Here is a 23,066-nt window from a genome sequence, read left to right on the forward strand (position 1 = left end):
TCTCAGACCGCCGGGTTCACGTCGACGAGCAGCATGTCGCGTACGCCCGAGACGCCCTCGGGGACGGTCGCCGAGACCTCGTGGGTGACCATCGCGTCGTCGACGAACATGGAGTCGAGCGGCTCGAGCAGCGTGGTCTGCACGACCTGACCGCCGTCGTTCGGGTACACGGTGGACAGGCCGCCGGTGACACCGTCGCGGCGCAGCATGTGCATGCCGACGTACGCGTGCCCGTCGCGGTGCCGGCCCTCCGGCGTGGGCAGGCCCTCGACGCCGGAACGAGCGATGATGCGGACCAGGTGCACGCCGATCTCCCAGGACGTGTTCCCCGACAGGGCGGTCGCCATCCGGGCGTCAAAGCCGACCAGGGCACGCATCCCGGCCGAGAGCAGGACGTCGTCGGAGACCGCCTCGAAGACGCGGTTCTTGCCCTTCCAGAGCGGGATGACGTCCTGGCGGAACGTGGCGTTGGGCAGCGCCTCGAAGGTGACGTCGTCGCCGTCGACCTCGACGCGCAGCCGGCCGTAGCGGCGCTGGCGATAGGTGCCGCCACCGTCGATCTGGGTGTCCACGGCGAGGTTCTCCCAGGCACCCCGGAAGGCTTCCAGGTCAGCGTCGCCGAGCAACCCGGCGAGTTCGTCCTTGCGCAGCACGATGAAACCGGAGCGCCCGACGGTGGCGGAGAAGGAGGGCACGCCGTCACGGAGCTGCTGTCCGGTGATCGGCGCGATGCTGGTGCTGGCCGTCATTGTGTGGCCCCTCTGTGCGGGATGGTCGGAAGGAGGCGCCGGCCGGAAGGTCCGGACGCGCCCTGTACCGAAGATGGCAAGGGCGGGCGGGCCGGGAGCAGTCCGGCATTCTCCTGACTCCTCGGCGCCCGGCGCCACGCGGAAGCTCGGTAGGCCACCACCGGCACGCGGAGCAGGGAGTCGACGATGCCGCAAGGAACCGAGCACCTGGCCCATCTCTCGGGCGATCAGCGCGAGCGGCTGCTGCGCAAGTTACGGGCGGCGCGCGCCGGCACCACCCAGGACCGGGTCGTGCCGGTGGGCAGGGACGCCGCACTGCCGTTGTCCGCGGCGCAGCAGGGCCTGTGGTTGCTGGCTCAGGTGGACGAGCAGGCCACCACGTACAACACCCCGCTGGCGATGCGCGTGAGCGGTGCGCTGGACGCCGGTCTGCTCGGTGCGGCGCTGCGGCAGGTGGTCGAACGGCACGAGGTGCTCCGCACGACCTATCAGGACACCCCCGACGGGCCACGGCAGCGGGTACGCCCACAGCCCGCACCCGACCTGCTGACCGTACGCGAGGAGCCGGGGCTGACCGGCGCCGGACGCGATGCGGCGGCCACCCGGATCGCCGGTGAGCAGGCCCGCCGCACCTTCGACCTGAGCCGGGATCCGGTGCTGCGCGCCACCCTGGTCCGGTTCGCGCCGGACGATCACCTGCTCGTGCTGGCGCTGCACCACATCGCCACCGACGCCTGGTCCACCGGCCGGCTGATCGGTGAGCTGACCGAGTGCTACACCGCCGCGGCGCAGGGGCGCGCACCGCGGCTGGCCGAGCTCGCCGTCCAGTACGCGGACTTCGCCGTCTGGCAGCAACGGCGTTTCGCCACCGGCGCGACGAAGGCCTCGCTGGCGTACTGGCAGGAGCAGCTGGCCGGCATCGGCGAGCTCGACTTCCCCGCCGACCGCCCCGTCCCGGCCGAGCCGAGCGGCACGGGCGCGGTCGTCAGCACCCTGCTCCCCGCCGAGCTGCACCGCGGTGCGCACGCGCTGGCGGCGCAGACCGGCACCCGGGTCCTGTCCGTGGTGACGGCGGCCTACGCGGCGGTGCTCGCCGCGGTGACCGGCAAGGACGACATCGCGCTGGGTACGGTCTTCTCGGGGCGGCTGCGCACCGAGATCGAACCCCTGATCGGCATGTTCGCCGGCACGGCCGTGCTCCGGATCTCCACCGGCGGCGACCCGTCGTTCCGGGAGCTGCTGGCACGCACCGGCACCGTGCTGTCCCAGGCGCACGCACACCAGGAGGTGCCGTTCGAGCAGGTCGTCGCGGAGCTGGCGCCCCAGCGACGGCCGGGACGCAATCCCCTGTTCCAGTTCGCGGTGCACGCCGGCGACCCCGCACCCGCGCCGATCACCATGGGCGAGGTCGTGCTGACACCCGTCCCGGCGCACGCGGGCGCGGCACGCTTCGACTGCACCGTCGCGGTGGCCGAGCGGCCGGAGCAGGGCGGGATCGAGCTGGCCGCGGAGTACGCCACGGAGTTGTTCGACGCCGGCCGGATCCAGCACCTGCTGGAGCACACCCACCTGCTGCTCGCGGCCGCGCTCGCCGACCCGGACGCCCCGGTCAGCACGCTGCCGCTGCTCACCCCCGGCGAGCTGGCCTTTCTCGACACGGTCAACAACACCGCCGTGGACGTTCCCGCGCCCGGTGCGGTCGAACTGTTCGCCGCCCAGGTGGCGAGGACCCCGGACGCGCCCGCCGTCACCCACCGCGGCACCACGCTCAGCTATGCCGAGCTGGACCGGCGGGCCAACCGCGTCGCGCACCGGCTCCGGGAGCTCGGGGTCGGCGCGGGTGCGCTCGTCGGTGTCTGCGTGCACCGCTCGACGGACCTGGTCACCGCGATGCTCGGCGTGCACAAGGCGGGCGCCGCCTACGTGCCGCTGGACCCGGACTACCCCGCGGCGCGGATCGAGCTCGTCCTCAGCGCGTCCGCGGCCGCTGCCGTGCTGGTCGACGAGCGTGGCCGCGCGAGCCTGCCCGACACCTCCGCCGCGGTCGTGGACGTCGCGGACCTGCCGGCCGACGCGGCGGACGGCGATCCCGGGCTGGTTCCGGCGGAGCGCGACCTGGCGTACGTCATCTTCACCTCCGGCTCGACGGGCACCCCCAAGGGAGTCATGGTCGAGCACGCCCAACTGCGCAATCTGCTCGTGGCGGCCGACCCGATGGCAGGCGGGCGGACCCCCGGCACCTGGCTGGCGGTCACCAGCGTCTCCTTCGACATCTCCGTCGTCGAGGTCTTCTGGGCGCTGGTCCGCGGCTTCCACGTGGTCGTCGCCGAGGGCCGGGTCGACCAGCTGCTCGGCGCGGGCGGGGACGGCTCGGCCGACGAGCCCGCCACCCTGCGCGAGCTGATCACCCGGCACGCCGTGACCCACCTGCAGTGCACGCCGGCCCTGGCCGAGCTGCTGGTGGACGATGACGCGAGCCGGGCCGCGCTGGGCGGGGTGTCCCGGATGATCGTCGGCGGCGAGGCACTGCCGGCACCGCTCGCCCGGCGGCTGCGGGACGCCCTGGCCGGTGAGCTGGTCAACGGGTACGGCCCGACCGAGGCGGCCGTCTACGCCACCGCTGTCGAGGTGAGCGCCGCGGACGCCGACGGCACCGGAACAGTGTCGATCGGCGGGCCGCTGGCGAACACCACGGCGTACGTACTGGACCGCTGGGGACGTCCGCAGCCCGTCGGCGTACCCGGTGAGCTCTACATCGGCGGCGCCGGCGTGAGCCGCGGTTACCACGCTCAGCCCGCCCTGACCGCCGGCCGTTTCGTCCCGGACCCGTTCGGCGGGCCCGGCAGACGCCTCTACCGGACCGGTGACCTGGTGCGGCTCACCCACGACGGCGTCCTGGACTTCCTCGGCCGCACCGACCACCAGGTCAAGGTGCGGGGGTTCCGGATCGAGCTGGGCGAGGTCGAGACGGTGCTACGCGCCCACCCGGCCGTGCTGTCCGCCGTGGTGGTGGCCGGTGGCGCACCCGCGTCGCGGTTCCTCGCCGCCTATGTCGTCGGTGTCGACGGGGCTCGGACGGACGCGACCGAGCTGCGCGAATTCTGCCAGCGCAAGCTGCCCGAACACATGGTTCCGGCCCGCTGGCAGTGGCTGGAGGCGTTCCCGCTGACCCCCAACGGCAAGGTCGACCGGTCGGCGCTGCCGGAGCTCGACGCGCCGGTGAGTGGCGCCGACGCGGTGCCGCGGACCGCCCGTGAGCGCGAGCTGGCCGCGGTGTGGGCGGCGGCGCTCGGGCTGCCGCTCGAGGTCATCGGCGTGCACGACAACTTCTTCGCGCTCGGCGGGCACTCGGTCACGGTCACCCGGGCCGTGTCGATCGCGGCCGCGCGAGGGGTGCCGCTGACCGTACGCGAGCTGTTCACCCACCAGAGCATCGCCGAGCTGGCCCGGGCCGGCGCACCCGCCGGGCCCGCCCTACCCGCCGGGGTGGTCGCGATCAGCCCGGCCGGCTCCCTGGCACCGCTGTTCTGCCTGCACTCGAGCACCGGCACCGCGCTGCCCTACCTGCCGCTGGACGGCAACCTGCACCCGGACCGCCCCTGTTACGCCATCGAGGCGGACCCGGTGGTGGCCACGATCGACGAGCTGAGCGACCGGGCCGTCACCCTGATCACGGCGGTACGCCCGGCCGGCCCCTACCACCTGGCCGGCTGGTCCCTCGGCGGCGGTCTCGCCTGGGCCGTCGCCGCCCGGCTGCAGGCACTCGGGCACGACGTCGCCTCGCTGACCCTGATCGACACCCATCCCCCGGTCGTGCGGGCACAGCCCCCGTCACACGCGGACGGGGTGCGCTCCTTCGCCCACACGGTCGCCCGCTCCCCCCTGCCGCTGGACCTGCCCGCGGACGCCTCCGACGAGGAGCAGCTGGCCGTCGCGGTGACCGCCCTGCAGGACGCGGGACTCGTCCGGCCCGGTGACCGCGCCGATGTCCTCGGCCGCGGGCGGCTGTTCATCGCCCTGATGGCCGCGGCGTCGACCTGGCGCCCCGAGGCCTACAAGGGCGCGGTGGACCTGGTGGTCGCCGCCGATCCGGGCAGCGTCCGCGAGCTTGTGGACGGATGGACCCGATGGACCGATGGGCCACTTCGGACCCGCGTTGTGCCGGGTGACCACTTCTCCATGGTGGACGAAGCCCACGCCGCCGGGCTCGGCCGCGTACTTGAAGGCATCATGACCTTCCCGGACGTACACAAATAACTTCCCGTAGATACGTCGTCGCAGGTAGTTCACCTTCTGACCGGAACACGACGATCATTGTTTGATCTCAGCGCCTAGGATTTCGCAGGTGAGCATCGGACAGTGGCGCGACGTCCCGAAGGTCCAGCTCGATCAGGAGGACGTACGCCTCTACCGGCTCGCCGTGAGCAATCCCGGCTGGACCCGGGCCGAGGCCATGAGCACGCTGCAGATGGCCGAGGACAGCATCGGCGGGCACATCGCCAACCTGCGCCGGATGACGCTGCTGCGCGACTCGCTCGACCCCAGCCGGGAGTTCGACGCGGTCAGCCCGGATCTGGCCCTGGCGGCGCTGCTCGTCGAGGACGAGAACGAGATCCGGCTCTGGCAGGCCCAGCTCGCCAGGGTGCGTCAGGAGGTGCAGGCGCTCCTGCCGACCTACTACGAGGCACGGCAGGAGCGCCGGGCGGCCGAGGCGATCGATGTGATCGACGACGTCGACATGGTGCGTCACCTGCTGGCCGACCAGTCCCGGCGGGCCCGGGTCGAGCTGCACATCGCCCATCCCGGCAGCGGCATGTCCGACGACGGGCTCGCCCGCAGCCTGGCGCTGGACATGCTGCTGCTCGAACGGGGGGTCACGATGCGCACGGTGCTGCAGCACTCGACCCGCAACCACCAGGCGACCCAGCGGTACGCCGCGACCGTCGTGCCGCGCGGCGCCCTGCTGCGCACCGTGCCGGTGGTGCCGCGCCGGTTGATCGTCTTCGACCGCGAGGTCGCGTTCCTCCCCCCGGCCAGCGGCGACCCGAACGAGGGCGCGGTCATGGTCCGCGAGCCCGGCGTCGTGCAGCACCTCATCTCCAGCTTCGACGCCCTCTTCGACGCGGGCCTGCCCTTCCCCGTGGACAGCACCGACGACAACGAGGAGATGAGCTCGGAGATCTACCAGGCCATTCTCCAGCAGATGTCCGCCGGGGAGAAGGACGAGGGCATCGCCCGCCGGCTGGGGATGTCCGTGCGCACCTGCCGGCGGCACATCGCCGCGATCCTGGCGAGCCTGGGCGCGCAGAGCCGGTTCCAGGCCGGGGTGCTGGCTCATCAGCGCGGCCTGCTGGGCGGCGCCCCGCCGGAGCCGGCGGGCTGAGCACCCGGCCCCGCGTCACTCCCAGGCAGCTGTCTCTGACTCCCAGGCAGCTCTCTCACTCCCAGGCAGCCCTCTCTCACTCCCAGGCAGCCCTCTCTCACTCCCAGGCAGCCGGCGCCGACGCCGTGCGGCGGTCGTAGTCGTCCCTCTCGTCCTGGCTGCGCGGGACGGTGAACTCGTTGCCGACCGGGTCGGCCAGCACCACCCGGCCACGGCCGCCGGGCCGGCGCTCGTCGGCCACCAGGACGGCGCCCAGATCGAGCAGCCGGCGGATCTCCTCGGCCTGCGACGCGGACGGTTCCACCTCGAGGGTCACCCGGTTGTGGGCCACGCCCTTGACGTCGGGCACCCGCACGAACAACAGTCCGGGGCCGCCCGGCACGGCCGGCACCAGACCCACCTCGTCGTCGCCGGAGCGGTCCTGCGGGCGCACCGGGGTGCCGAGGACCCGGCTCCAGAACAGGGCCAGGTCGTAGGGCTCGCACGGGGGCGCGCACCGGAAGGTGATGTAGCTGAGTGCGGCGGACATTCCGTGCTCCCTCGGTATCGATCTCCTTATCCGCAGCCGCGGACTTTACCCGGTCCATCCGGGACGGACAGCGCGGGGCGATGACTGTCCCACCAGGACACCCCACAGTTCCCGATCAACGTTTCTTGGTAAACGTTTCCCGAAAAATGCGGACAGAGCAGGTCACCGGACGCCGGTAACTTACTGCCAGACAGGTTGCTGAAGGCCGCGTGATCTATCCCGGCCCCGCTCGTTCGGCCAATGTTGTGGTTACCGCCGGGGCGGCCGGAACACCGGTCACCCGGGCTCACCACTTCGAGGGGAAACCATTCCTCTCAGCACCGAAAGGGCTTGCGCAAATGAGCATCCAGAAGACCACCGCGACGTTCTTCGTCATCCTCGCCGGCGCCCTGCCGACGGTCGGCGCGGTGACCGCTGGGATCACTGCAGAGCTCGCCCGGCCCGCGGCTGCGGTCCTGTCGGACGGCGGAGTCGACTGGGAGCCGGCTCCCCTCGACGGCGACGTGGTGCTCGCGGACGGCGTCAGCGGGGACACCGAGGGCGGCGTCGACTGGCGGCACGCCACGGTCGCCGCCCTCGCGGACACCGACGGCGACGACGGTGACGGCGGCGTCGACTGGTGAGCCCGCGGCCGGTCAGCCCACAGCCGGTTACCTGCCGCACCCAGCGCGGCCTTCTTCGAGGAGTTCCCGAGCATGACCACAGCAGAGTTCACCGGTACGACCACCGCGAGGCCCGATCCCCGATCCCCGGCCGGTGACCACCACGCCCTTCTCGACCTCACGCCGAACGCGAGCCTGCTCCCGGCCGTCCCGGCGGATTCGCTGCGGGGAACCACGACGGAGCTCGCCGAGGAACGTGCCCGGCAGGCCTTCGGCGCCCGGTACGCCGACCTCAGCCCGCACTCCCCCGCCGAGGCTCTCACCCACGTCCTCGCCGCGCTGGTCGAACCCGACGACGTGGTGTTCGACATCCGGATGACCCGCGGCCCGTCCCCCGACAGCGGCACCGCCGTCCGCGACTACGCCTCCGGCTGGCTCGGGTTCGGGCTGGACGGCCGGGACCGGGTGGACCTCGCCGCCGCGGCGGACCTCGCGGCCGAGCACCGTCCCGCCGTCATTCTCTGCGGCTCACCGTCCGACTCCCGGCTGCTCGACACCGCGGCCATGCGGGAGATCGCCGACTCGGTCGACGCCCTGCTCATCGCGGACGTCGCCGGGCTCACCGGCCTGATCGCCACCGGTCTGCACCCCAGCCCGGTCGACGACGCCCACGTCACCATCGCCTCGAGCGCCCCGCTCGGCGGGCCCCGCAGCGGCCTCGTGCTCAGCGGACGCGACGCCGCGATGCCCCTCGACGGCGGCCCGCGTACGCTGCGGCACCGCCTGCGCCGCGCCACCGCTCCCCTGCCCCGGCTCGGTTCCCGGGAGCTCGCCGCCCACGCCTTCGCCCTCACCGCCGCCGGCAGCGACGCGGCCCGCGCCACCGCGGAGCGCAGCGTCCGGCTCGCCCGTGCCCTCGCGAAGGAGCTCGTCGGCCACGGCCTCCGGGTCGTCTCCGGCGGCACCGACACCCACCTGGTGCCGATCGACCTCGAACCGCTGGGTCTGGACGCCGGGGAGGCCGAGAACCTGCTGCGTCGCGCGGCGATCCTGGCCGCCGGCTGCCGGGTCCCGTCCGTCACGCTGCCCGGTGCCACCGCACCCGGCCTGCTGCTCTCGACCGCCGCGGCCGCCCGCTGGGGCCTCGACGCCGATTCCGCACCCCGCCTCGCCCGCCTGGTCGACCAGGCTCTGCGCCGCTGACTCCCGCAACCATCTCACCCAGGAGGTTCCTGTGCACGACACGACCGACGACCGCCCGCACGCCGTGGTGGTCAACCTCGAGGAGCAGTACTCGGTCTGGCCGGCCACGCGCGATGTCCCCGCCGGATGGCGGGCCACCGGGTTCACCGGCTCACGGGCCGAATGCCTGGCGCACATCGACGAGGTCTGGACCGACATGCGGCCGCTCAGCCTGCGTCACGCGAGCTGAGCGAGCCCGGACAAGAGGGGAGACCACAGTGACTGCCGGCACGCACAGCCGTGAGTTCGTCGGACGGCCCACGCAACGAGCGCTGCTGGAGGAATGCCTGCGGCGGAGCGCGGATCAGGCGACCCTGATCGACGTGGCCGGGGAGCCCGGGATCGGCAAGACCCGGTTGCTCGAGGAGTGGGCGCAGGCAGCCCGTGCGGCCGGCGTCACCGTGGACACCGAAGCGACCACTCCGGCCGGGCGGGTGGTCATCATCGACGACCTGCACCTGGCCGACGCGGCCACCGCGGCCCGGGTCCTGGAGCTGCTCCGGCGGCCGGCGGCCACCGGCGGCGTCCTGATCCTGGCGTACCGGCCCCGGCAGACCGACCCGGGGCTGCTGGCCGCCATCGCGAGCGCCGCGGCCCGCTGGTCCGCGCACCACCTGCCGCTCGGTCCGCTGACCCGGGGCGAGTCCACCGCCCTCGTCGGCGCGCAGCTCTGCGGCCACCACCGCGCCACCTGTTACGAGGAGAGCGGCGGCATCCCCCGCTACCTGGAGATCCTGGCCGCCACCTGCAGCGAGGGCGGCTGCCGGCCGACCGACTCCACCGACGCCCTGGTGCCGCAGCTGGCCGCGGCCCCGCTGCTGGCCGAGCTCGGCCGGTTGCCGGAATCCACCCGCCTGGTCGCGCACGCCGCCGCCGTCCTCGGCGACCCGCTGTCCCCGGGACTGCTGCCGGAGGTCGCGCAGCTCGACCTCGCCGGTGTCCTCGACGCCATGGACGAGCTGCTCGCCGAGGACGTGCTGCGCCCCGGGCCCGCCACCGGATCGTTCGTCTTCCGGCACCCGGTGCTGCGCCGCGTCTGTTACAGCGCCGCCCGCGGTGGCTGGCGGCTCGGCGCCCACCAGCGCGCCGCGACCGCCCTGCACCGCTCCGGCGCCGCCGCCACCGAGTACGCGGACCACGTGCAACGCGCCGTGACCGCCACGGACGGGTCCGGCCTGACCGTTCTGACCGAGGCGGCCGAGGCGGCGAGCACAGCCGCCCCCGCGACCGCGGCGAACTGGTACGACGCCGCCCTGCGGCTGCTCCCCCCGGACCCCGCCAACCGCCGGCAACGCGCCGGCCTGCTCCTCGGCCTGATCACCACCACCGGGTCCACCGGCCGCTACGCCGAGTGCCGCGCCGCCCTGGAGCAGCACGCCACGCTGGCCGCCGGCACCGAGTACGGCACGCAGTCCACCACCGCGACGCTCTGGCACGCCCGGATGACCATGCTGGACGGCCGGCGCGAGGCCGCCCGCGACCACCTGCGCGCGGCCCTGGCCACCGATCCCGGTCACCGCGAGGCCGCCCGGCTGATGGTGGAGCTAGCCGCGCAGGCGGTGCAGGGTGGCGTGCTCGCGTTCGACGACCCCGCCCACGCCGACCTCGACGCGTGGTGCGACGACGCGGTCATGGCGACCGCGAGCGGGGAGGACGAGCTGCTGCGGGCGTACGCGCTGACCGTCAAGGCAACCGTCCGGCTGGCTCACGGCGGGGTCACCGCCGCTCAGCGTGGCAGCCACGCCGCCGCGCAGATCGTGGACTCCCGGGCCGACACCCAGGTCGCCTCGCGCCTGGAGGCGCTGGTCGCGCTGGGCTGGCTGGAGGTTCACCTCGAGCGGTACGCCGCCGCGACCCGCCACTTCGGCCGGGCCCGCGCCGTCGCGATCGCCACCGGCCGCCGTCCGGTCGTCCTGGCCGCCGCCATCGGTCTCGGCCGGGTCCAACTGCTCCGCGGTGACCTCTCCGCGGCGCAGCTGCACGCCGAGGAGGCTCTGCGCCTGACCGACATAGCCCCGGCCGCCGAACCCCTCGCCGCCGCCCGGTGCCTGAGTGCCGCCGTCTCCGCGGAGACCGGCGACGTCACCACCGCGGTCGACCAGGCCCGGGCCGCCCTCGCCGCCCTGGCCGGAGCGACCGGCAGCCCCTGGTACGCGCAGGCCCGGACCACCCTGACCGGCACGCAGATCGCCGCCGGAGCCGCCGCGTCCTGCGGTTCCGCTCCGGAGCACCCGGCACCGAGCTGGGACACCGTGGCCGGGCCGGTGCTCGCCGGCCGGATCGCGGCCGCCACCGGTGACGACGACCGGGCCCGCGAGCTCGCCGCCCGCGCGCAGCAGGCCGCGGCCGATTCGGGGCTACCCGGGCAGATCGCCGAAGCCTCGCTGTTCGCGGCCGAGGTCGCCGCGCGCCCCTCGGACGCGCTGACGCTGGCCGCCATCGCCGGAACCGCCGCGGCCACGGCCGACCGGCAGCTGCTCATGGGCCGGGCCCGGCTGGCCGCCGGGCGCGCGCTGACGGCGCTCGGCGATCCGGCCCGGGCCACCGAGCACCTCACCGCGGCGGCGGAGGTCGCCACCCGGACGGGCTCCGGCTCCCTCGCCCTGGCGGTCACGGCCGCGGCGCCGGTGCAGGAGGAGCAACTGGTGCTGAGCAAGCGGGAATTCGAGATAGCCCAGCTGGTCAGCCTGGGCCGGACGAACCGGCAGATCGCCCGGACCCTGGAGGTCAGTCACAAGACGATCGAGACCCACCTCGGGCGCATCTTCGTCAAGCTGGATGTCTCGTCCCGCGCCGAGATCGCCAACATGGTGGGGCGAGCCGTCGTCGCAGCCCGGCCCGCCCGCGTCACGAGCCGGCCCACCCCCTGAGAATCAGCTTCTCCGGCGCCGCGGCTCGTCGTACTGGACCAGCTCCATCAGGGAATTGACGGGCTCCGGCAGATAGAGGAACTGAACCCGCATTCCGGGGCGCGCGCCGGGATGCGGATCCTCGTCGATGCGCACGAACCCCGCCGCCACCAGCTCCTCGGCGTCGGCGTCCAGGTCGTCGACCTCGAAGGCCACGTGGTAGAGCCCGGGGCCGCGGGTGCTCAGCGGCACCGCGATCGCCGAGTCGTCCCGCGTCGGCGCGACCAGCTCCACCGCGGTCTCGCGGGCGTCGTCCGAGAACTGCCAGAAGTCACACGACACGCCGTACGCGTCGGCGACCCCCTGGTCGGTGAGCGACATGCCCAGCAGCTTCATGAAGGTGCCGGCGCGAGCGGGATCGTCGGTCATGAGTCCAACATGGTCAATACCTAGGAACATGGCGGCCAGCGTACCGGCCCGGATCACCCGGCCACGAGGTCGAACCCGGCGCTGTCCGTGACGATGCCGTTGACCTGCAGCGCGATCGCATGGGGACCCGGGTGGTACCGGCGGGTGGTGATGACGCGGAACGAGTGCTCACGGCGTACCTCGAGAGTTTCGCCTGGTTCGAGGGTTGTGGTCGTGAGTTTGAAGGTCTTCGCCGTGCGGGAGCCGTTGGCCTTGTGGTGGAACACGACATAGTCCACGGCGAGCCGGGCGTCCGTGGCACCGGTGTTGCGGACCGTCGCGCGGAACTCGACCGCCTCGCCGATCGGCACGACGTCGCGGTTCACCGCCGGGCCTTCCACCTCGAGCGACGAGGCCTCCGCCGAGAAACCAAGCAGGGCCAGGGCACGTGCATCACCCCTCTTGATGAGCGTACGCAACCCGTGCCGCACCACCCGCCCGGTGTTCTCGTCCGGCGCGTCCAGCCACCGCCCGGCCACCTCGGCGACCAGCCCCGCATGATCCCGGCTGAGATCGTTGAGGTGGTTCGCGACCGAGCGCCGCACGTACTCGCTGGGGTCGCGGTAGAGCGCGTCGAGGATCGCCACGGTCGCCCCGGGCCGCGCGATGATCCCGGGCACCCGCACCGACCAGGGCAGATACGGCCGGGTGCCCTCCGAGGCGAGCCGGCGCACGTCGACGTCGTCCGAGGCCGTCCACGCCAGCGCCGTCGCCAGCGCCCGGTCGAGGTCGTGGCGCAGCAGCGCCCGGATCGCGAACTCGGCGGTGAGCAGCCCGGTCAGCTCGGCCATCATCGCCATCGCGTCGTCGAACGCAGCCTCGCCCCCGTCGGCGACTGCCCTGGCCGCGACCGCCGAGGTGACCGGCCAGATCATCCAGCCGCCGAACCCCGCGAACTCGGTGCGGGCTGCCCGCACGACGCGCGCGAGGTCGGCGTAGCTGCCCGGCACATCGGTGAGGATCGCGTCGCGCAGCAGGTCGGCCCGCTCCCGCAACGAGAGGCCGTCGAGGGCTGCGGCCGCCGTGCGCAGGGCCTTCAGCGGATTCCCCGGAGCAGCCCGTGCGCCGACGTGGGCCATGCGGCACCCTTCGAGCATGGATGCCGCTCAGCCCTTCCCCACTCGCCGCGAGATCGATGTCTGGATCACGGCCGTCCTTGCCGGCACCCGCACGCGCGACGAGGCGGACCGGTGGGCGGCCCAGTGGCACAGAGCCTCGGCCGGCGGGGTCGAGGATGAAGTCGCCTGGTGGGCACTTGACCTGCTACATGGCATTGACATGCCTGCGGGCCCTGATGGCACCTTCATTCACGACGACGACCAAGTGCGCCAGTGGCTCAGCGAGTTCCGTAGGCGCTGTGGGCTCACCCCGCTCCGGTGACGTCTGGTCGTACAGCCGCTCGCGGGTCAGGGCAATATGACGACCTGAGCCGCGTACGAGAGGCCGGCGCCGAAGCCGACGAGCAGTGCGGGACCCGATGTGTCGGGCAGGGCTGCCATGGCCTGGGGGATGGAAGCCGCGCCGGTGTTGCCGTTGGTCGTGATGTCAGTGGCCACTCGCACGTGCGGGCCGAGTCCCAGGGCCTTTGCGGTGGCCGAGATGATGCGCAGGTTGGCCTGGTGGGGGATGAAAGCCGCAAGGTCGTCCGCCGAGATGCCCGCCGCGTCCAGCGCGCGCCTGGCCAGGTCGGGAACGATGGAGGTCGCCCAGCGGAAGACCTCAGGGCCGGCCATGCGCAGGATGCCCGCTTCGTCGTACCGCAGCAACTCGCTCCCGGAGCCGTCGGCACCCCACACCACCGGGCCGATATCGCACGTCTGCGCCGGACCGATGACCACCGCGCCCGCGCCGTCGCCGAACAGGAACGCCGTGCCGCGGTCACGCTCGTCGACGATGTCGGTCATGCGCTCGGCGCCGACCAGGACCACGTAACCGGCCGAGCCGCTGCGGACGAGCGCGTCGGCGGTCGCAAGGGCGTACGGGAATCCGGCGCATGCCGCTCCCAGATCCATCGCGGCAGCCTCGGTGGCTCCCAACGCGTCGGCCACCAGGGGTGCTGCGGTGGTCGCGCGGCCACGGTGGGACATCGTCGCCACCAGGACGGCCGAGACGTCGCACGGGTCAACGCCCGCACCGGCCAGGGCCTTGGAGGCCGCCGCCGTGGCCATCATGACCACGTCCTCGTCGGCTGCCGCGCGCCGGCGCGACTCGATCCCGCAGCGGCGGCGGATCCATTCGTCGCTCGACTCGATCAGGGCGGCGATCGCCTCGTTGCCCACTTCGGTTCGCGGGCGGTACGAGGCCACGCTCAGGATGCGCGATCCGGGGTGACCGGCACGGCGCTGCAAAGGATGGGCCATGACTAGCGATCCAAGCATGCCCGGCTGGGTGCCCTCCGCTCTCGAAGTTCCTCGCCGGTAACCAAGCGTTCAGGCGGGCGTGGAGCAGACCCAGCCTTGCCGGTCATCCCCGACCCTCATAGCTGACCGCTGCCGGCAGGTCCCGCAGCAGCATCGCGTCGAGGGAGTCCGGTTTGGCGGTGGCAGGGGCGGTCGCGTGGGCGGTCGCGAAGGACCACACCACCTTGATCAGCGCGTCCGGGGCCTCGATCTGCGGCAGGTGGCCGGCCTCCGGGATCAGCGTGAACTCCGCGCCGGGGATCGCCGCCGCGAACGCGCGGCCGAAGTCGGGGTCGCCGATCCGGTCGGCCTCGCCCCACACGACGAGCGTCGGGGTGGTCACCGCGGCGAGCCGGCCGGCCAGCGTCGGGTCGGTCATCGCCTGGCCGGCGTACACCCCGAGGGTGATCCGGTTGCCTGCCATGGCCTCGCGGACCGGCGGGGGCAGCTTGGCCGGGTCGATGCCGTACTTCTCCGGGTCGTGATAGCTGTGCTGGGCGACCTCGGCCGGGGTGAGGGAGTAGAAGTCGGGCAGCGGGTGGCCGGGCACGTCGATGCCGACACCGTCGACCACGATGTAGCTGCTGACCCGGGGTGAGTGCAGCAGGGCCATCTCGGCGGTGATCCAGCCTCCGATCGAGTTGCCGACAACCGTCACATCGTTCAGGTCAAGTGCATCGAGCAGCGCAACGTACGCCGCGGCGAGCCCGGCGACCGTGTGGAGCGCGTCGGGGCGCGGGGTGCCGTTGAACCCGGGGTGGATCGGGGTGAACACGTGGGCGTGCTCGGCGTCCGCGAACCGGTCGGCCCAGGGGTTCACGGTGAGGGGACCGCCGCCGCCGTGCAGCAGCAGAACAGGGTGTCCCTCGCCGCGGTCGGTGACGGTGAGGTCGACAACGCCGACGCCGGGGACGGTGATCGTGTGGACAGTCATGGCGGGTTCTCCTTGCGTGTTGATATAAGGAACCTTAGATCAGGTTCCTTATATACGCAACCTTGGGATACGCTCCGATCCGTGACTACCTCGTTGCAGCAGGTCGGACTGGCCGTCAAGCGCCTCCAGTGGCGCCACCACCGCGAGATGAACCGGCGGCTCACCCCGCTCGGGCTGTCGCTGGTGCAGTGGGACACCCTGCGTCACCTGGATGCCAACCCCGGGGCGTCACTGCACCAGCTGGCCGAGCTCACCTTCCAGACCGACCAGTCGATGGGCGAGCTCGCGAAGCGGATGGTCGACCGCGGCCTGATCGAGCGGGTCGACGGCGCGGGCCGCAAGGTCCAGCACCAGCTCACCCCGACCGGTTACGAGCTCCGCCGGGCCGGCGGCGAGGTGGCCGACTCCGTGCTCGCCGACACGCTCGGCCACCTCAGCGCGGGCGAGCGCGACACCCTCCACGAGCTGCTGGTCAAGGCGACAGCCGACTCCTGACCTCCGGCCTCATTGCACTCAGTGGCATCATCGGCGTACGGTAATGCCACTGAGTGCAATCACGTGAGCGGAGTGAGTCATGACGAACCTTCCCCCGATGGCCGGCAGGACAGCGATCATCACCGGTGCCAATTCCGGCGTCGGGCTGGCCACGGCCCGCGCACTGGCCGGGGCGGGAGCCCGGGTCGTGTCCGCCGTACGCTCCGTCGAGAAGGGCCGGGCCGCCGGGGCGACCGAGGTGCGCGAGCTCGACCTGGCCAGCCTCGACTCCGTACGCGCATTCGCCGCCGACTGGCACGACCCCGTCGACCTGCTGATCAACAACGCCGGGGTCTCGGTGCCGGAGTTCCGCCGCACCGCCGACGGCTTCGAGCTGCAGCTCGGCACCAACCACCTGGGCCACTTCGCGCTGACCAACCTGCTCCTGAAGCACGTCACCGGCCGGGTGGTGACACTGTCCTCGCAGGCGGAGCGGATGGGCCGCTTCAACTTCGACGACCCCCGCGACGAGCACCTGAGATACCGGCAGACAGCGGCGTACAACCGCTCGAAGCTGGCCAACCTGCTGTTCACCGCCGAGCTCCAGCGCCGCCTGACCGCGGCGGGCTCACCGGTCCTCGCCATGGCCGCCCACCCCGGCTACGTCGCGACCGAGATCTATGCCAACAGCGGCGCCGTCACCAAGCTCATGACCCGCCTCCTGGCGCAGAGCCCCGACGACGGCGCGCTCCCGACCCTCTACGCGGCCACGGCAGACCTGCCGGGCAACAGTTTCACCGGCCCGAGCCGTTTCGCGCACATGATCGGCGCCCCCGAGCTCATCAACCGCTCCGCGGCCGCCCGCGACCCGGAACTGGCCCGGCGGCTCTGGACGCTCTCCGAGGAGCTCACCGAGACGAGCTTCCCGCTGTAGCGGCCATCGCGAGCAGGCGCAGGGCGTCGTGCGAGGCGGTGCCGGGTTCGGCGGTGTACGCCAGGAGCACCAGCCCCGGGTCGGCGCCGAGGTCCATGGTCTCGTACGACAGGGTCAGGTCCCCGACGACGCCGTGGTGGAAGCGCTTGTCGCCGGTGCGGTGCAGCCGGACGTTGTGCGCCGCCCACCGGGTGCGGAAGGCGTCGCTGCGGGTGGACAGCTCGCCGATGAGGTTCGACAGGTCACGGTCGTAGGGGTTGGCGCCGGCCGTGGAGCGCAGGGTCGCCACGGCGTCGTCGGCGGTCCGGTCCCAGTCCGGGAAGAACGCGGGGCCGCGCGGGTTCAGGAAGCCGAAGTGGGCGAGGTTGCCCGGCTGTTCGCGGTGGTCGAGGACCTCGGCGTAGAGGGCGCGGCCGAGGTGGTTGACCGCGAGGATGTCCATGCGCCCGTTCACGATCGCGGCGGGTGCCTCGGTCATCGCGTCGAGCAGCCGCTGCAGCGCGGGCCGGACCTCCCGGACGGCGGGACGGCGGCGCCTGGCCGGGGTGGTGTTCGCCGTCCGGGCCAGGTCGTGCAGGTGGGCATGCTCGGCCTCGTCGAGGTACAGCACCCGGGCGATGGCGTCCAGCACGGGCTCGGACACGCCCTGCAGGTTGCCGCGCTCGAGCCGGTTGTAGTAGTCGACGCTGACCCCGGCCAGCAGCGCCACCTCCTCGCGGCGCAGTCCCGGCACGCGCCGCCGCCCGCCGTACGCGGGAAGCCCCGCCCGTTGCGGGGTGATCCTGGCACGGCGGGACGTCAGGAACTCCCGGATGTCCTGCTGCAACGTCATGCCCGCAGGCTATTTCACTTGCAGCAGGACAACCCAGGCCCTGGCATTACACCCGTACGGCGCCGGCGGCGGACCGGGCGTAGAAGGCCGCGAGCTCCTCGGGGTTCTTGAGGAACACGTCGATCCTGCGCACGGTGTCGCCGTCGACCTCGTGGAGCTCGATCATCGTGATCGGCAGCTTCTCGCCGGTGGTGTGGGCGGTGAGCGTCCCGGTGAGCCGCCCGATGACGCCGGACCCGCCCTCGTAGACGTCGAAGTCGGTGATCTCGACAATCGCGTGACCCATCATGACGCCGAGAATCGACTGCACGAACACGTCCCGCCCGTGATGCGTGCCCCCGTAGGGCAGGGCGAGCGGCTCGTCGACGACGACGTCCGGATCCAGCCGGGCGAGGACGCCGGCGACGTCGCCCGTGCTCAGAGCCTGGTACAACTCTCGGACGACCTGGTTGTGCGACATGACTTTCCTCCGGGGATGTCGGGGGTGCTGCTGTGCCTCCATTACGCCCGCCCGGACCGCCCCGGAGAAGGTCACGCTTTTCCAGGTACTGCCACTACACGGATCCGGGAGCGTCGCCGACGAGCCCCCGGCCGACGTCGACGATCGCCGGGTCGCTGTGCTGCCAGATCATCTTTCCGGTGGCCGCGTCCTCGATCAGGTTGAAGCCCTTGTTGCCCTGCCGGTTCTTCATGAAGGCGACGAGACTGGGGTGTACGCCGTCCAGGTACCCGATCCCGAACCGCGCGTACAGCGGCCCGCCACGTGACGAGCACCTCGGTCCTGCTCTTGCGCACCGCGACAACGCCCCGCCCCAGGTTCTCCGTCAACCGCCCGGTGCCCGGTGAACTGCTGGGCTTCGCCGGCTCGGCGGTGGTGGGCTTTCCCGGCGACGGCTTGCCGGTCCGCGGGGGCGTCCCGGCGGGTGCGGCGGTCGCGGGGGCGGAGGGCTCCGGCGCCGCGACGTTCTCCTGCTTCTTGCACCCCGTCGGCGCCACGGCCGCGGTCAGCAGCACCGCCGCGCCGGCACCCGTCCTGGTCCTCGATATCGTTTCCCTTCCCATTCCTGGCTGATTCCGGGGGCAGACTCCAGGAATTGACTCAAGCAATAGTAAACGCGGCGGCAATGGAGGATTTGAGTAGCCCACCCGTATCCATAAACGCAGGTAGGACCGGTGTGAGAAAGTCCGCACGGAAAAATTGATATGACCGGAGGCGTAGGCTCTCGCAGCTTTTCGCGACATTGTTTGACAACCGGTCCGCGCCAAATCTAATGTCAGCGCGCCCCCATTTGTCGAGGTGTGGAAGAGGGCGGATGAGCAGGCACACCGGCGGCGACCGCATGGTCCGGGCCGCCCAGCGCGGTGACCGCAAGGCGCAGGAGCAGCTCGCCCGGGCGTACCTGCCGCTGGTCTACAACGTCGCCGGGCGGGCGCTCGGTGGCGATCCCGACGTGGACGACGTCGTGCAGGAGGTCATGCTCCAGGTCATCCGCAACCTGGCGGCGCTGCGCCGGCCGGAGAGCATCCGCGCCTGGATCCTGACGATCACGCTGCACGCCGTCGACCTGCACCAGCAACGCGGGGCCGCCATCCGCACGGTCCCCGTGGACGACCGGCCCGGCGCGGTCACCGACTTCGAGGAGCTGGCCATCCTTCGCCTGGACCTGTCCGGACAGCGCCGCCACGTCGCGGAAGCCGCCCGCTGGCTCGACGCCGAGGAGCGCTCGGTGCTGGCACTGTGGTGGCAGGAGACCGCGGGTCAGCTCACCCGGGGCGAGCTGGCCGACGCGCTCGGCACGACCACGGCGTACGCGGGGGTCCGGGTGCAGCGCATGCGCACCCAGCTCGACCGGGGCCGGGCCATCGTCGTCGCCCTCGACGCGGGCGTGCGCTGCCCCGGGCTGGAGATCGCCGCAACGGGCTGGGACGGGCGGCCAGGTCCGCTGTGGCGCAAACGGCTCGACCGGCACGTCCGCGACTGCCGTACGTGCCTGGGTCACTCGCAGGGCCAGATCGCCCCCGAACGACTCCTTGCCGGCTGCGCGCTGCTCCCGGTCCCCGGCCACCTCACCGCAGCGGTCCTGGCCCAGCTCAGAGCCACCCCCAACCCGACGACCACCCGGACCGTACGCGTGAACCACGTCGCCGCCTCCGTCACCGCAGCTGTTGTCGTTGCCGCGGCCGCGCTGGTGGCGTACACACAGCTTCCCGGTTCTGAACACCCCGTGGCGCAGACAGCCGCGTCGCCCGGCCCGGCCCCGACGACGCCGCGGCCCTCGACGCCACCGAAGCCCTCGAAGTCCGCCGGCCCCGAGCCCGCCGCCGCCCCCACCAGGACGAAGCAGACGTGCGGCGCGGGCCTGGCGAAGGCGTGGGCGAGCTGGCCGATGCCCCGCACCGGCAGGGCGAGCTACACCAACCTCGGTGACGGCACGGTCCGCGACAAGATCACCTGCCTCGTCTGGCAGCGCAAACCCGCACCCCGGACCTATACGTACGCCGAGGCGAAGCAGTACTGCGCGGGCCTGAACCTCGCCGGCGACGGCTGGCACCTGCCGAGCCGCGTCGAACTGACGTCGATCACCGACCTGAGCCGCGACAACCCCGCCATCGACGAGACCGCGTTCCCCGGCACCCCGCCCCGCTTCTTCTGGACCTCGTCACCGTGGGCCGTCACCAAGGCCCCGGCCCGGGCCTGGATCATCAACTTCTACGAGGGCCTGACCAGCAACAACGCGGACCAGACCGGAAAATTCAACGTCCGTTGCGTACGCTCGGAGCCCGGCAGCGGCCGCCCTCGGTACAGGGTCAGCACGGGTCAGGTGCTCGACCCCGCGACCGGCCTGACCTGGCAGCGGGCGATCTCCCCCGCCATGCCGCCCGAGAACGCGACCGGCTACTGCGCGAAGCTCACCCTCGGCGGCCACGAGTGGCGGCTGCCCAGCGTCCAGGAGCTCGCCACCACCGTCGACGAGTCCCGCGTGGCGCCCGCCATCGACGTCACCGCGTTCCCCGGCACCGCCGAGGACGCCAGATACTGGTCCGCCACCCGCCCGTCACCCGACCCGTCCCTGCGCTGGTCCCTCAACTACGACGACGGTTTCACGACCTATCGCGCCGCCGGCTCCGGTTACGCCAGGTGCGTCCGATAGCGCCGTTCCCATAGACTGCGGTCACCATGGAATCCATCGACACCTCGACGGCCCATCCCGCCCGCCGGTACAACTACTGGCTCGGCGGGAAGGACAATTTCGCCGCCGACCGGGCCTCCGGGGACGCCATCGCGGCCGCTTTCCCGACGACCCGGATGGCGGTCATCGAGAACAGGCAATTCCTGAGCCGCGCGGTGACCCACCTGACCCGGGACGCCGGCATCCGCCAGTTCCTGGACATCGGCACCGGCCTGCCGAGCGCGGACAACACCCACGAGGTCGCGCAGGCCATCGCCCCGGACGCCCGCATCGTCTACGTCGACAACGACCCGCTCGTGCTGACCCACGCCCGCGCGCTGCTGACCGGCACCCCGGCCGGGGCGACCGCCTACCTGCACGCCGACCTGCGCGAGCCGGAGCGCATCCTGGCCGACCCGCAGCTGGCCGAGGTCCTCGACCTGACGCAGCCGGTCGCGCTCATGCTGGTGGCGGTGCTGCACTTCGTGGCCGAGTCCGACGACCCGTACGCCAAGGTCGCCCACCTGCTCGACGCCCTGCCCACCGGCCCTGAGCCACGGCACCAACGACTTCATGGACCCGGCCACCCGCGCGGCGCTTGACGAGGCCGAGGGGCCGGCCGGCGGCTTCCACGCCCGCGGCCGGGACCGGATCGAACGCTTCGTCACCGGCCTGGACCTGCTCCCGCCCGGCATCGTCCCGCTTGCCGAGTGGCGCACCGAGACCGCGCCGCCGCAACGCCCGGCCGCCGCGGATATCGCGCAGTACGCGGTCGTCGCCCGGGTGTAGTCGGCACCGGGCTGACCTCGCGCGGCCGGCTCTGAGGTAGAACATGTTCATGACTGACTCGGATGTACGACCGCCGGCCGACTTGCGCGAGGCGATTGAGCAGGGTCGCACCGCGCTCGGGATCGAGCTGGGGTCGACCCGGATCAAGGCCGTGCTGACCGGCCCGGACCACGCGGCGATCGCCGTCGGCACCCACGACTGGGAGAACCAGTTCGTCGACCGCACCTGGACCTACTCGCTCGACGCGATCTGGTCGGGGCTGCAGGCCTGTTACGCGTCGCTGGCTTCGGACGTCAAGGAAAAGCACGGCACCGAGTTGCGTACGCCCGGAGCGCTCGGCGTCTCGGCGATGATGCACGGTTACCTCGCGTTCGACACGGACGGCGAGCTGCTGACGCCGTTCCGGACGTGGCGCAACACCAACACCGGGGACGCCGCGGAGGCGCTGAGCGAGCTCTTCGCGTACAACATCCCGCACCGCTGGAGCATCGCCCACCTGTACCAGGCCGTGCTGAACGGCGAGGAGCACGTCGGCCGGCTCGCGCACCTGACCACGCTCGCGGGCTACGTGCACTGGAAGCTGAGCGGCGAGCAGATCCTCGGCACCGGCGACGCCAGCGGCGTGTTCCCCATCGACGTCACCACCGGCGGCTACAACACCCGCATGCTGACCCAGTTCGACGACCTGGTCGACGGCCGCGGCGTCCCGCTGAAGCTGGCTGAGCTGCTCCCCGCCGTACGCCCCGCGGGTGAGCCCGCCGGCACGCTCACCGCAACCGGCGCGACCCTGCTCGACCCCACCGGCACCCTGCAGCCCGGCGCCGTGATGTGCCCGCCCGAGGGCGACGCCGGCACCGGCATGGTCGCCACGAACTCCGTCGCCCGCCGCACCGGCAACGTCAGCGCAGGCACCAGCATCTTCGCCATGGTCGTCCTCGACGGCGAGCTCAGCCGCGTCCACCCCGAGATCGACCTCGTCACCACCCCCGCCGGCGACCTCGTCGCGATGGTCCACTGCAACAACGGCGCCAGCGAGCTGAACGCCTGGGCCGGCCTCTTCGCCGAATTCGCCACCGCCCTCGGCGTTTCCGCGGACAGCAACACCGTCTTCGAAACCCTGTTCCGCGCGGCCCTTCTCGGCGCCCCCGACGGCGGCGGCCTGATGGCCTTCAACAACCTCTCCGGCGAACCCATCACCAAACTCCACGAGGGCCGCCCCCTCTTCCTGCGCGAACCGGGCAGCACCCTCAGCCTGGCATCGTTCATGCGCACCCAGCTCTACGCCGCCCTCGCCACCCTCCGCATCGGCATGGACGTCCTGCAAAAGTCAGAATCGGTCAAACTCGACCGCATGTACGCCCACGGCGGCCTCTTCAAAACCGAAGGCGTCGCCCAGAACCTCCTCGCCGCCGCCATCAACACCCCCGTCTCCGTCGGCAACCTCGCCGCCGAGGGCGGAGCCTGGGGCATCGCCGTCCTCGCCGCCTTCTCGGCCACCCGCACCGAGTCCCAGACCCTCGACACGTTCCTGACCACCTCGGTCTTCGCGGACGCCCAGCTCAACACCGCCGACCCCGACCCGGCCGACGTGGCCGGCTTCGACGCCTTCATGCAGCGCTACATCACCGCCCTCCCCATCCAACAGGCCGCCGTCGACCACAGCTGACCCCTCCGGCGGTACCGGATCGTCTGCCGGTACCGCCACGGTCCAG

Annotated in this window: 21 protein-coding genes and 1 pseudogene; 13 read left to right on the plus strand and 9 right to left on the minus strand. The window is 72.3% G+C overall.

Going from position 1 to position 23,066, the window contains the following annotated elements:
• Positions 1-2: 2 nt before the first annotated feature.
• Positions 3-749: a 2OG-Fe dioxygenase family protein gene (locus Aco04nite_RS04045; RefSeq protein WP_212995805.1), complete on the minus strand. Its 747-nt coding sequence runs from the start codon at positions 747-749 to the stop codon at positions 3-5.
• A 186-nt stretch (positions 750-935) separates the two neighbouring features.
• On the opposite strand from Aco04nite_RS04045, the gene Aco04nite_RS04050 reads away from it, so the two are divergent.
• Both Aco04nite_RS04050 and Aco04nite_RS04055 read left to right on the plus strand, forming a co-directional pair.
• Positions 936-5,006 (plus strand): non-ribosomal peptide synthetase, encoded by a 4,071-nt coding sequence (locus Aco04nite_RS04050; protein WP_212995806.1) that lies wholly within the window; start codon positions 936-938, stop codon positions 5,004-5,006.
• Between the two features lie 88 nt (positions 5,007-5,094).
• The gene (locus Aco04nite_RS04055) at positions 5,095-6,132 is read left to right on the plus strand and encodes a helix-turn-helix transcriptional regulator (RefSeq protein ID WP_212995807.1); all 1,038 of its coding nucleotides are present in this window, start codon (positions 5,095-5,097) and stop codon (positions 6,130-6,132) included.
• A gap of 97 nt (positions 6,133-6,229) precedes the next feature.
• On the opposite strand, the gene Aco04nite_RS04060 is transcribed toward Aco04nite_RS04055, so the two are convergent.
• On the minus strand, positions 6,230-6,661 hold the full coding sequence (locus tag Aco04nite_RS04060) for a VOC family protein (protein WP_212995808.1): 432 nt from the start codon (positions 6,659-6,661) through the stop codon (positions 6,230-6,232).
• Between the two features lie 338 nt (positions 6,662-6,999).
• On the opposite strand from Aco04nite_RS04060, the gene Aco04nite_RS04065 reads away from it, so the two are divergent.
• The 4 genes from Aco04nite_RS04065 to Aco04nite_RS04080 all read left to right on the plus strand — a co-directional run bounded on the left by Aco04nite_RS04065 (position 7,000) and on the right by Aco04nite_RS04080 (position 11,375).
• Positions 7,000-7,284: a hypothetical protein gene (locus Aco04nite_RS04065; RefSeq protein ID WP_212995809.1), complete on the plus strand. Its 285-nt coding sequence runs from the start codon at positions 7,000-7,002 to the stop codon at positions 7,282-7,284.
• 72 nt (positions 7,285-7,356) lie between these two features.
• A complete protein-coding gene (locus Aco04nite_RS04070) occupies positions 7,357-8,466 on the plus strand; it encodes a hypothetical protein (protein WP_212995810.1) in 1,110 nt (369 codons plus the stop codon).
• A 31-nt stretch (positions 8,467-8,497) separates the two neighbouring features.
• Positions 8,498-8,695 (plus strand): MbtH family protein, encoded by a 198-nt coding sequence (locus Aco04nite_RS04075; RefSeq protein WP_203841969.1) that lies wholly within the window; start codon positions 8,498-8,500, stop codon positions 8,693-8,695.
• A 28-nt stretch (positions 8,696-8,723) separates the two neighbouring features.
• A complete protein-coding gene (locus tag Aco04nite_RS04080) occupies positions 8,724-11,375 on the plus strand; it encodes an ATP-binding protein (protein ID WP_212995811.1) in 2,652 nt (883 codons plus the stop codon).
• Positions 11,376-11,378: 3 nt separating this feature from the next.
• Here the strand turns inward: Aco04nite_RS04080 and Aco04nite_RS04085 are convergent, their stop codons facing one another.
• The gene (locus Aco04nite_RS04085) at positions 11,379-11,813 is read right to left on the minus strand and encodes a VOC family protein (protein WP_212995812.1); all 435 of its coding nucleotides are present in this window, start codon (positions 11,811-11,813) and stop codon (positions 11,379-11,381) included.
• A gap of 23 nt (positions 11,814-11,836) precedes the next feature.
• Entirely contained in the window at positions 11,837-12,901 is a 1,065-nt protein-coding gene (locus tag Aco04nite_RS04090; RefSeq protein ID WP_212995813.1) for a DNA alkylation repair protein, read from the minus strand.
• A gap of 16 nt (positions 12,902-12,917) precedes the next feature.
• Here Aco04nite_RS04090 and Aco04nite_RS04095 point away from each other — a divergent pair, with 16 nt between their 5' ends.
• Complete coding sequence (locus Aco04nite_RS04095) at positions 12,918-13,202, plus strand: YxzC family protein (RefSeq protein WP_244875732.1); 285 nt, start codon at positions 12,918-12,920, stop codon at positions 13,200-13,202.
• A gap of 26 nt (positions 13,203-13,228) precedes the next feature.
• On the opposite strand, the gene Aco04nite_RS04100 is transcribed toward Aco04nite_RS04095, so the two are convergent.
• Positions 13,229-14,182, minus strand: a complete 954-nt coding sequence (locus Aco04nite_RS04100) for a beta-ketoacyl-ACP synthase 3 (protein WP_244875733.1) — start codon at positions 14,180-14,182, stop codon at positions 13,229-13,231.
• Positions 14,183-14,285: 103 nt separating this feature from the next.
• Complete coding sequence (locus tag Aco04nite_RS04105; protein ID WP_212995816.1) at positions 14,286-15,155, minus strand: alpha/beta fold hydrolase; 870 nt, start codon at positions 15,153-15,155, stop codon at positions 14,286-14,288.
• A gap of 81 nt (positions 15,156-15,236) precedes the next feature.
• Between Aco04nite_RS04105 and Aco04nite_RS04110 the strand changes: the two genes are divergently transcribed.
• Complete coding sequence (locus Aco04nite_RS04110; protein ID WP_212995817.1) at positions 15,237-15,650, plus strand: MarR family winged helix-turn-helix transcriptional regulator; 414 nt, start codon at positions 15,237-15,239, stop codon at positions 15,648-15,650.
• 79 nt (positions 15,651-15,729) lie between these two features.
• On the plus strand, positions 15,730-16,563 hold the full coding sequence (locus Aco04nite_RS04115) for an oxidoreductase (RefSeq protein WP_244875734.1): 834 nt from the start codon (positions 15,730-15,732) through the stop codon (positions 16,561-16,563).
• Here Aco04nite_RS04115 and Aco04nite_RS04120 read toward each other — a convergent pair.
• The 3 genes from Aco04nite_RS04120 to Aco04nite_RS04130 all read right to left on the minus strand — a co-directional run bounded on the left by Aco04nite_RS04120 (position 16,538) and on the right by Aco04nite_RS04130 (position 18,087).
• The gene (locus Aco04nite_RS04120; RefSeq protein WP_212995818.1) at positions 16,538-17,395 is read right to left on the minus strand and encodes a helix-turn-helix transcriptional regulator; all 858 of its coding nucleotides are present in this window, start codon (positions 17,393-17,395) and stop codon (positions 16,538-16,540) included. The genes Aco04nite_RS04115 and Aco04nite_RS04120 overlap by 26 nt on opposite strands.
• Positions 17,396-17,441: 46 nt before the next feature.
• A complete protein-coding gene (locus Aco04nite_RS04125) occupies positions 17,442-17,855 on the minus strand; it encodes a nuclear transport factor 2 family protein (protein WP_212995819.1) in 414 nt (137 codons plus the stop codon).
• A 94-nt stretch (positions 17,856-17,949) separates the two neighbouring features.
• Positions 17,950-18,087, minus strand: a complete 138-nt coding sequence (locus tag Aco04nite_RS04130; protein WP_212995820.1) for a hypothetical protein — start codon at positions 18,085-18,087, stop codon at positions 17,950-17,952.
• Positions 18,088-18,158: 71 nt separating this feature from the next.
• Here Aco04nite_RS04130 and Aco04nite_RS04135 point away from each other — a divergent pair, with 71 nt between their 5' ends.
• The 4 genes and pseudogenes from Aco04nite_RS04135 (at position 18,159) to Aco04nite_RS04150 (ending at position 23,020) form a co-directional block, all read left to right on the plus strand.
• Positions 18,159-18,467, plus strand: coding sequence for a hypothetical protein (locus tag Aco04nite_RS04135; protein WP_212995821.1), 309 nt, complete (start codon positions 18,159-18,161; stop codon positions 18,465-18,467).
• Positions 18,468-18,708: 241 nt separating this feature from the next.
• Positions 18,709-20,547 carry a sigma-70 family RNA polymerase sigma factor gene (locus tag Aco04nite_RS04140; RefSeq protein ID WP_212995822.1) on the plus strand — a complete coding sequence of 613 codons (1,839 nt, stop codon included), beginning with the start codon at positions 18,709-18,711 and terminating at the stop codon, positions 20,545-20,547.
• Positions 20,548-20,573: 26 nt separating this feature from the next.
• Positions 20,574-21,354 (plus strand): annotated as a pseudogene (locus Aco04nite_RS04145) (SAM-dependent methyltransferase).
• 49 nt (positions 21,355-21,403) lie between these two features.
• On the plus strand, positions 21,404-23,020 hold the full coding sequence (locus tag Aco04nite_RS04150) for a xylulokinase (protein ID WP_244875735.1): 1,617 nt from the start codon (positions 21,404-21,406) through the stop codon (positions 23,018-23,020).
• The last annotated feature ends 46 nt before the right edge of the window (positions 23,021-23,066 follow it).

The organism is Winogradskya consettensis, assembly GCF_018332715.1.
In the GTDB taxonomy this organism is placed as follows: domain Bacteria; phylum Actinomycetota; class Actinomycetes; order Mycobacteriales; family Micromonosporaceae; genus Actinoplanes; species Actinoplanes consettensis.

What these genes read in the sequence shown, in the direction of transcription:
- Aco04nite_RS04045 (WP_212995805.1), bottom strand. Translation starts at nt 749, where the DNA reads ATGACGGCCAGCACCAGCATCGCGCCGATCACCGGACAGCAGCTCCGT.
- Aco04nite_RS04050 (WP_212995806.1), top strand. Translation starts at nt 936, where the DNA reads ATGCCGCAAGGAACCGAGCACCTGGCCCATCTCTCGGGCGATCAGCGC.
- Aco04nite_RS04060 (WP_212995808.1), bottom strand. Translation starts at nt 6,661, where the DNA reads ATGTCCGCCGCACTCAGCTACATCACCTTCCGGTGCGCGCCCCCGTGC.
- Aco04nite_RS04065 (WP_212995809.1), top strand. Translation starts at nt 7,000, where the DNA reads ATGAGCATCCAGAAGACCACCGCGACGTTCTTCGTCATCCTCGCCGGC.
- Aco04nite_RS04070 (WP_212995810.1), top strand. Translation starts at nt 7,357, where the DNA reads ATGACCACAGCAGAGTTCACCGGTACGACCACCGCGAGGCCCGATCCC.
- Aco04nite_RS04085 (WP_212995812.1), bottom strand. Translation starts at nt 11,813, where the DNA reads ATGTTCCTAGGTATTGACCATGTTGGACTCATGACCGACGATCCCGCT.
- Aco04nite_RS04090 (WP_212995813.1), bottom strand. Translation starts at nt 12,901, where the DNA reads ATGGCCCACGTCGGCGCACGGGCTGCTCCGGGGAATCCGCTGAAGGCC.
- Aco04nite_RS04095 (WP_244875732.1), top strand. Translation starts at nt 12,918, where the DNA reads ATGGATGCCGCTCAGCCCTTCCCCACTCGCCGCGAGATCGATGTCTGG.
- Aco04nite_RS04100 (WP_244875733.1), bottom strand. Translation starts at nt 14,182, where the DNA reads ATGGCCCATCCTTTGCAGCGCCGTGCCGGTCACCCCGGATCGCGCATC.
- Aco04nite_RS04105 (WP_212995816.1), bottom strand. Translation starts at nt 15,155, where the DNA reads ATGACTGTCCACACGATCACCGTCCCCGGCGTCGGCGTTGTCGACCTC.
- Aco04nite_RS04115 (WP_244875734.1), top strand. Translation starts at nt 15,730, where the DNA reads ATGACGAACCTTCCCCCGATGGCCGGCAGGACAGCGATCATCACCGGT.
- Aco04nite_RS04120 (WP_212995818.1), bottom strand. Translation starts at nt 17,395, where the DNA reads ATGACGTTGCAGCAGGACATCCGGGAGTTCCTGACGTCCCGCCGTGCC.
- Aco04nite_RS04125 (WP_212995819.1), bottom strand. Translation starts at nt 17,855, where the DNA reads ATGTCGCACAACCAGGTCGTCCGAGAGTTGTACCAGGCTCTGAGCACG.
- Aco04nite_RS04130 (WP_212995820.1), bottom strand. Translation starts at nt 18,087, where the DNA reads ATGAAGAACCGGCAGGGCAACAAGGGCTTCAACCTGATCGAGGACGCG.
- Aco04nite_RS04140 (WP_212995822.1), top strand. Translation starts at nt 18,709, where the DNA reads ATGAGCAGGCACACCGGCGGCGACCGCATGGTCCGGGCCGCCCAGCGC.
- Aco04nite_RS04150 (WP_244875735.1), top strand. Translation starts at nt 21,404, where the DNA reads ATGACTGACTCGGATGTACGACCGCCGGCCGACTTGCGCGAGGCGATT.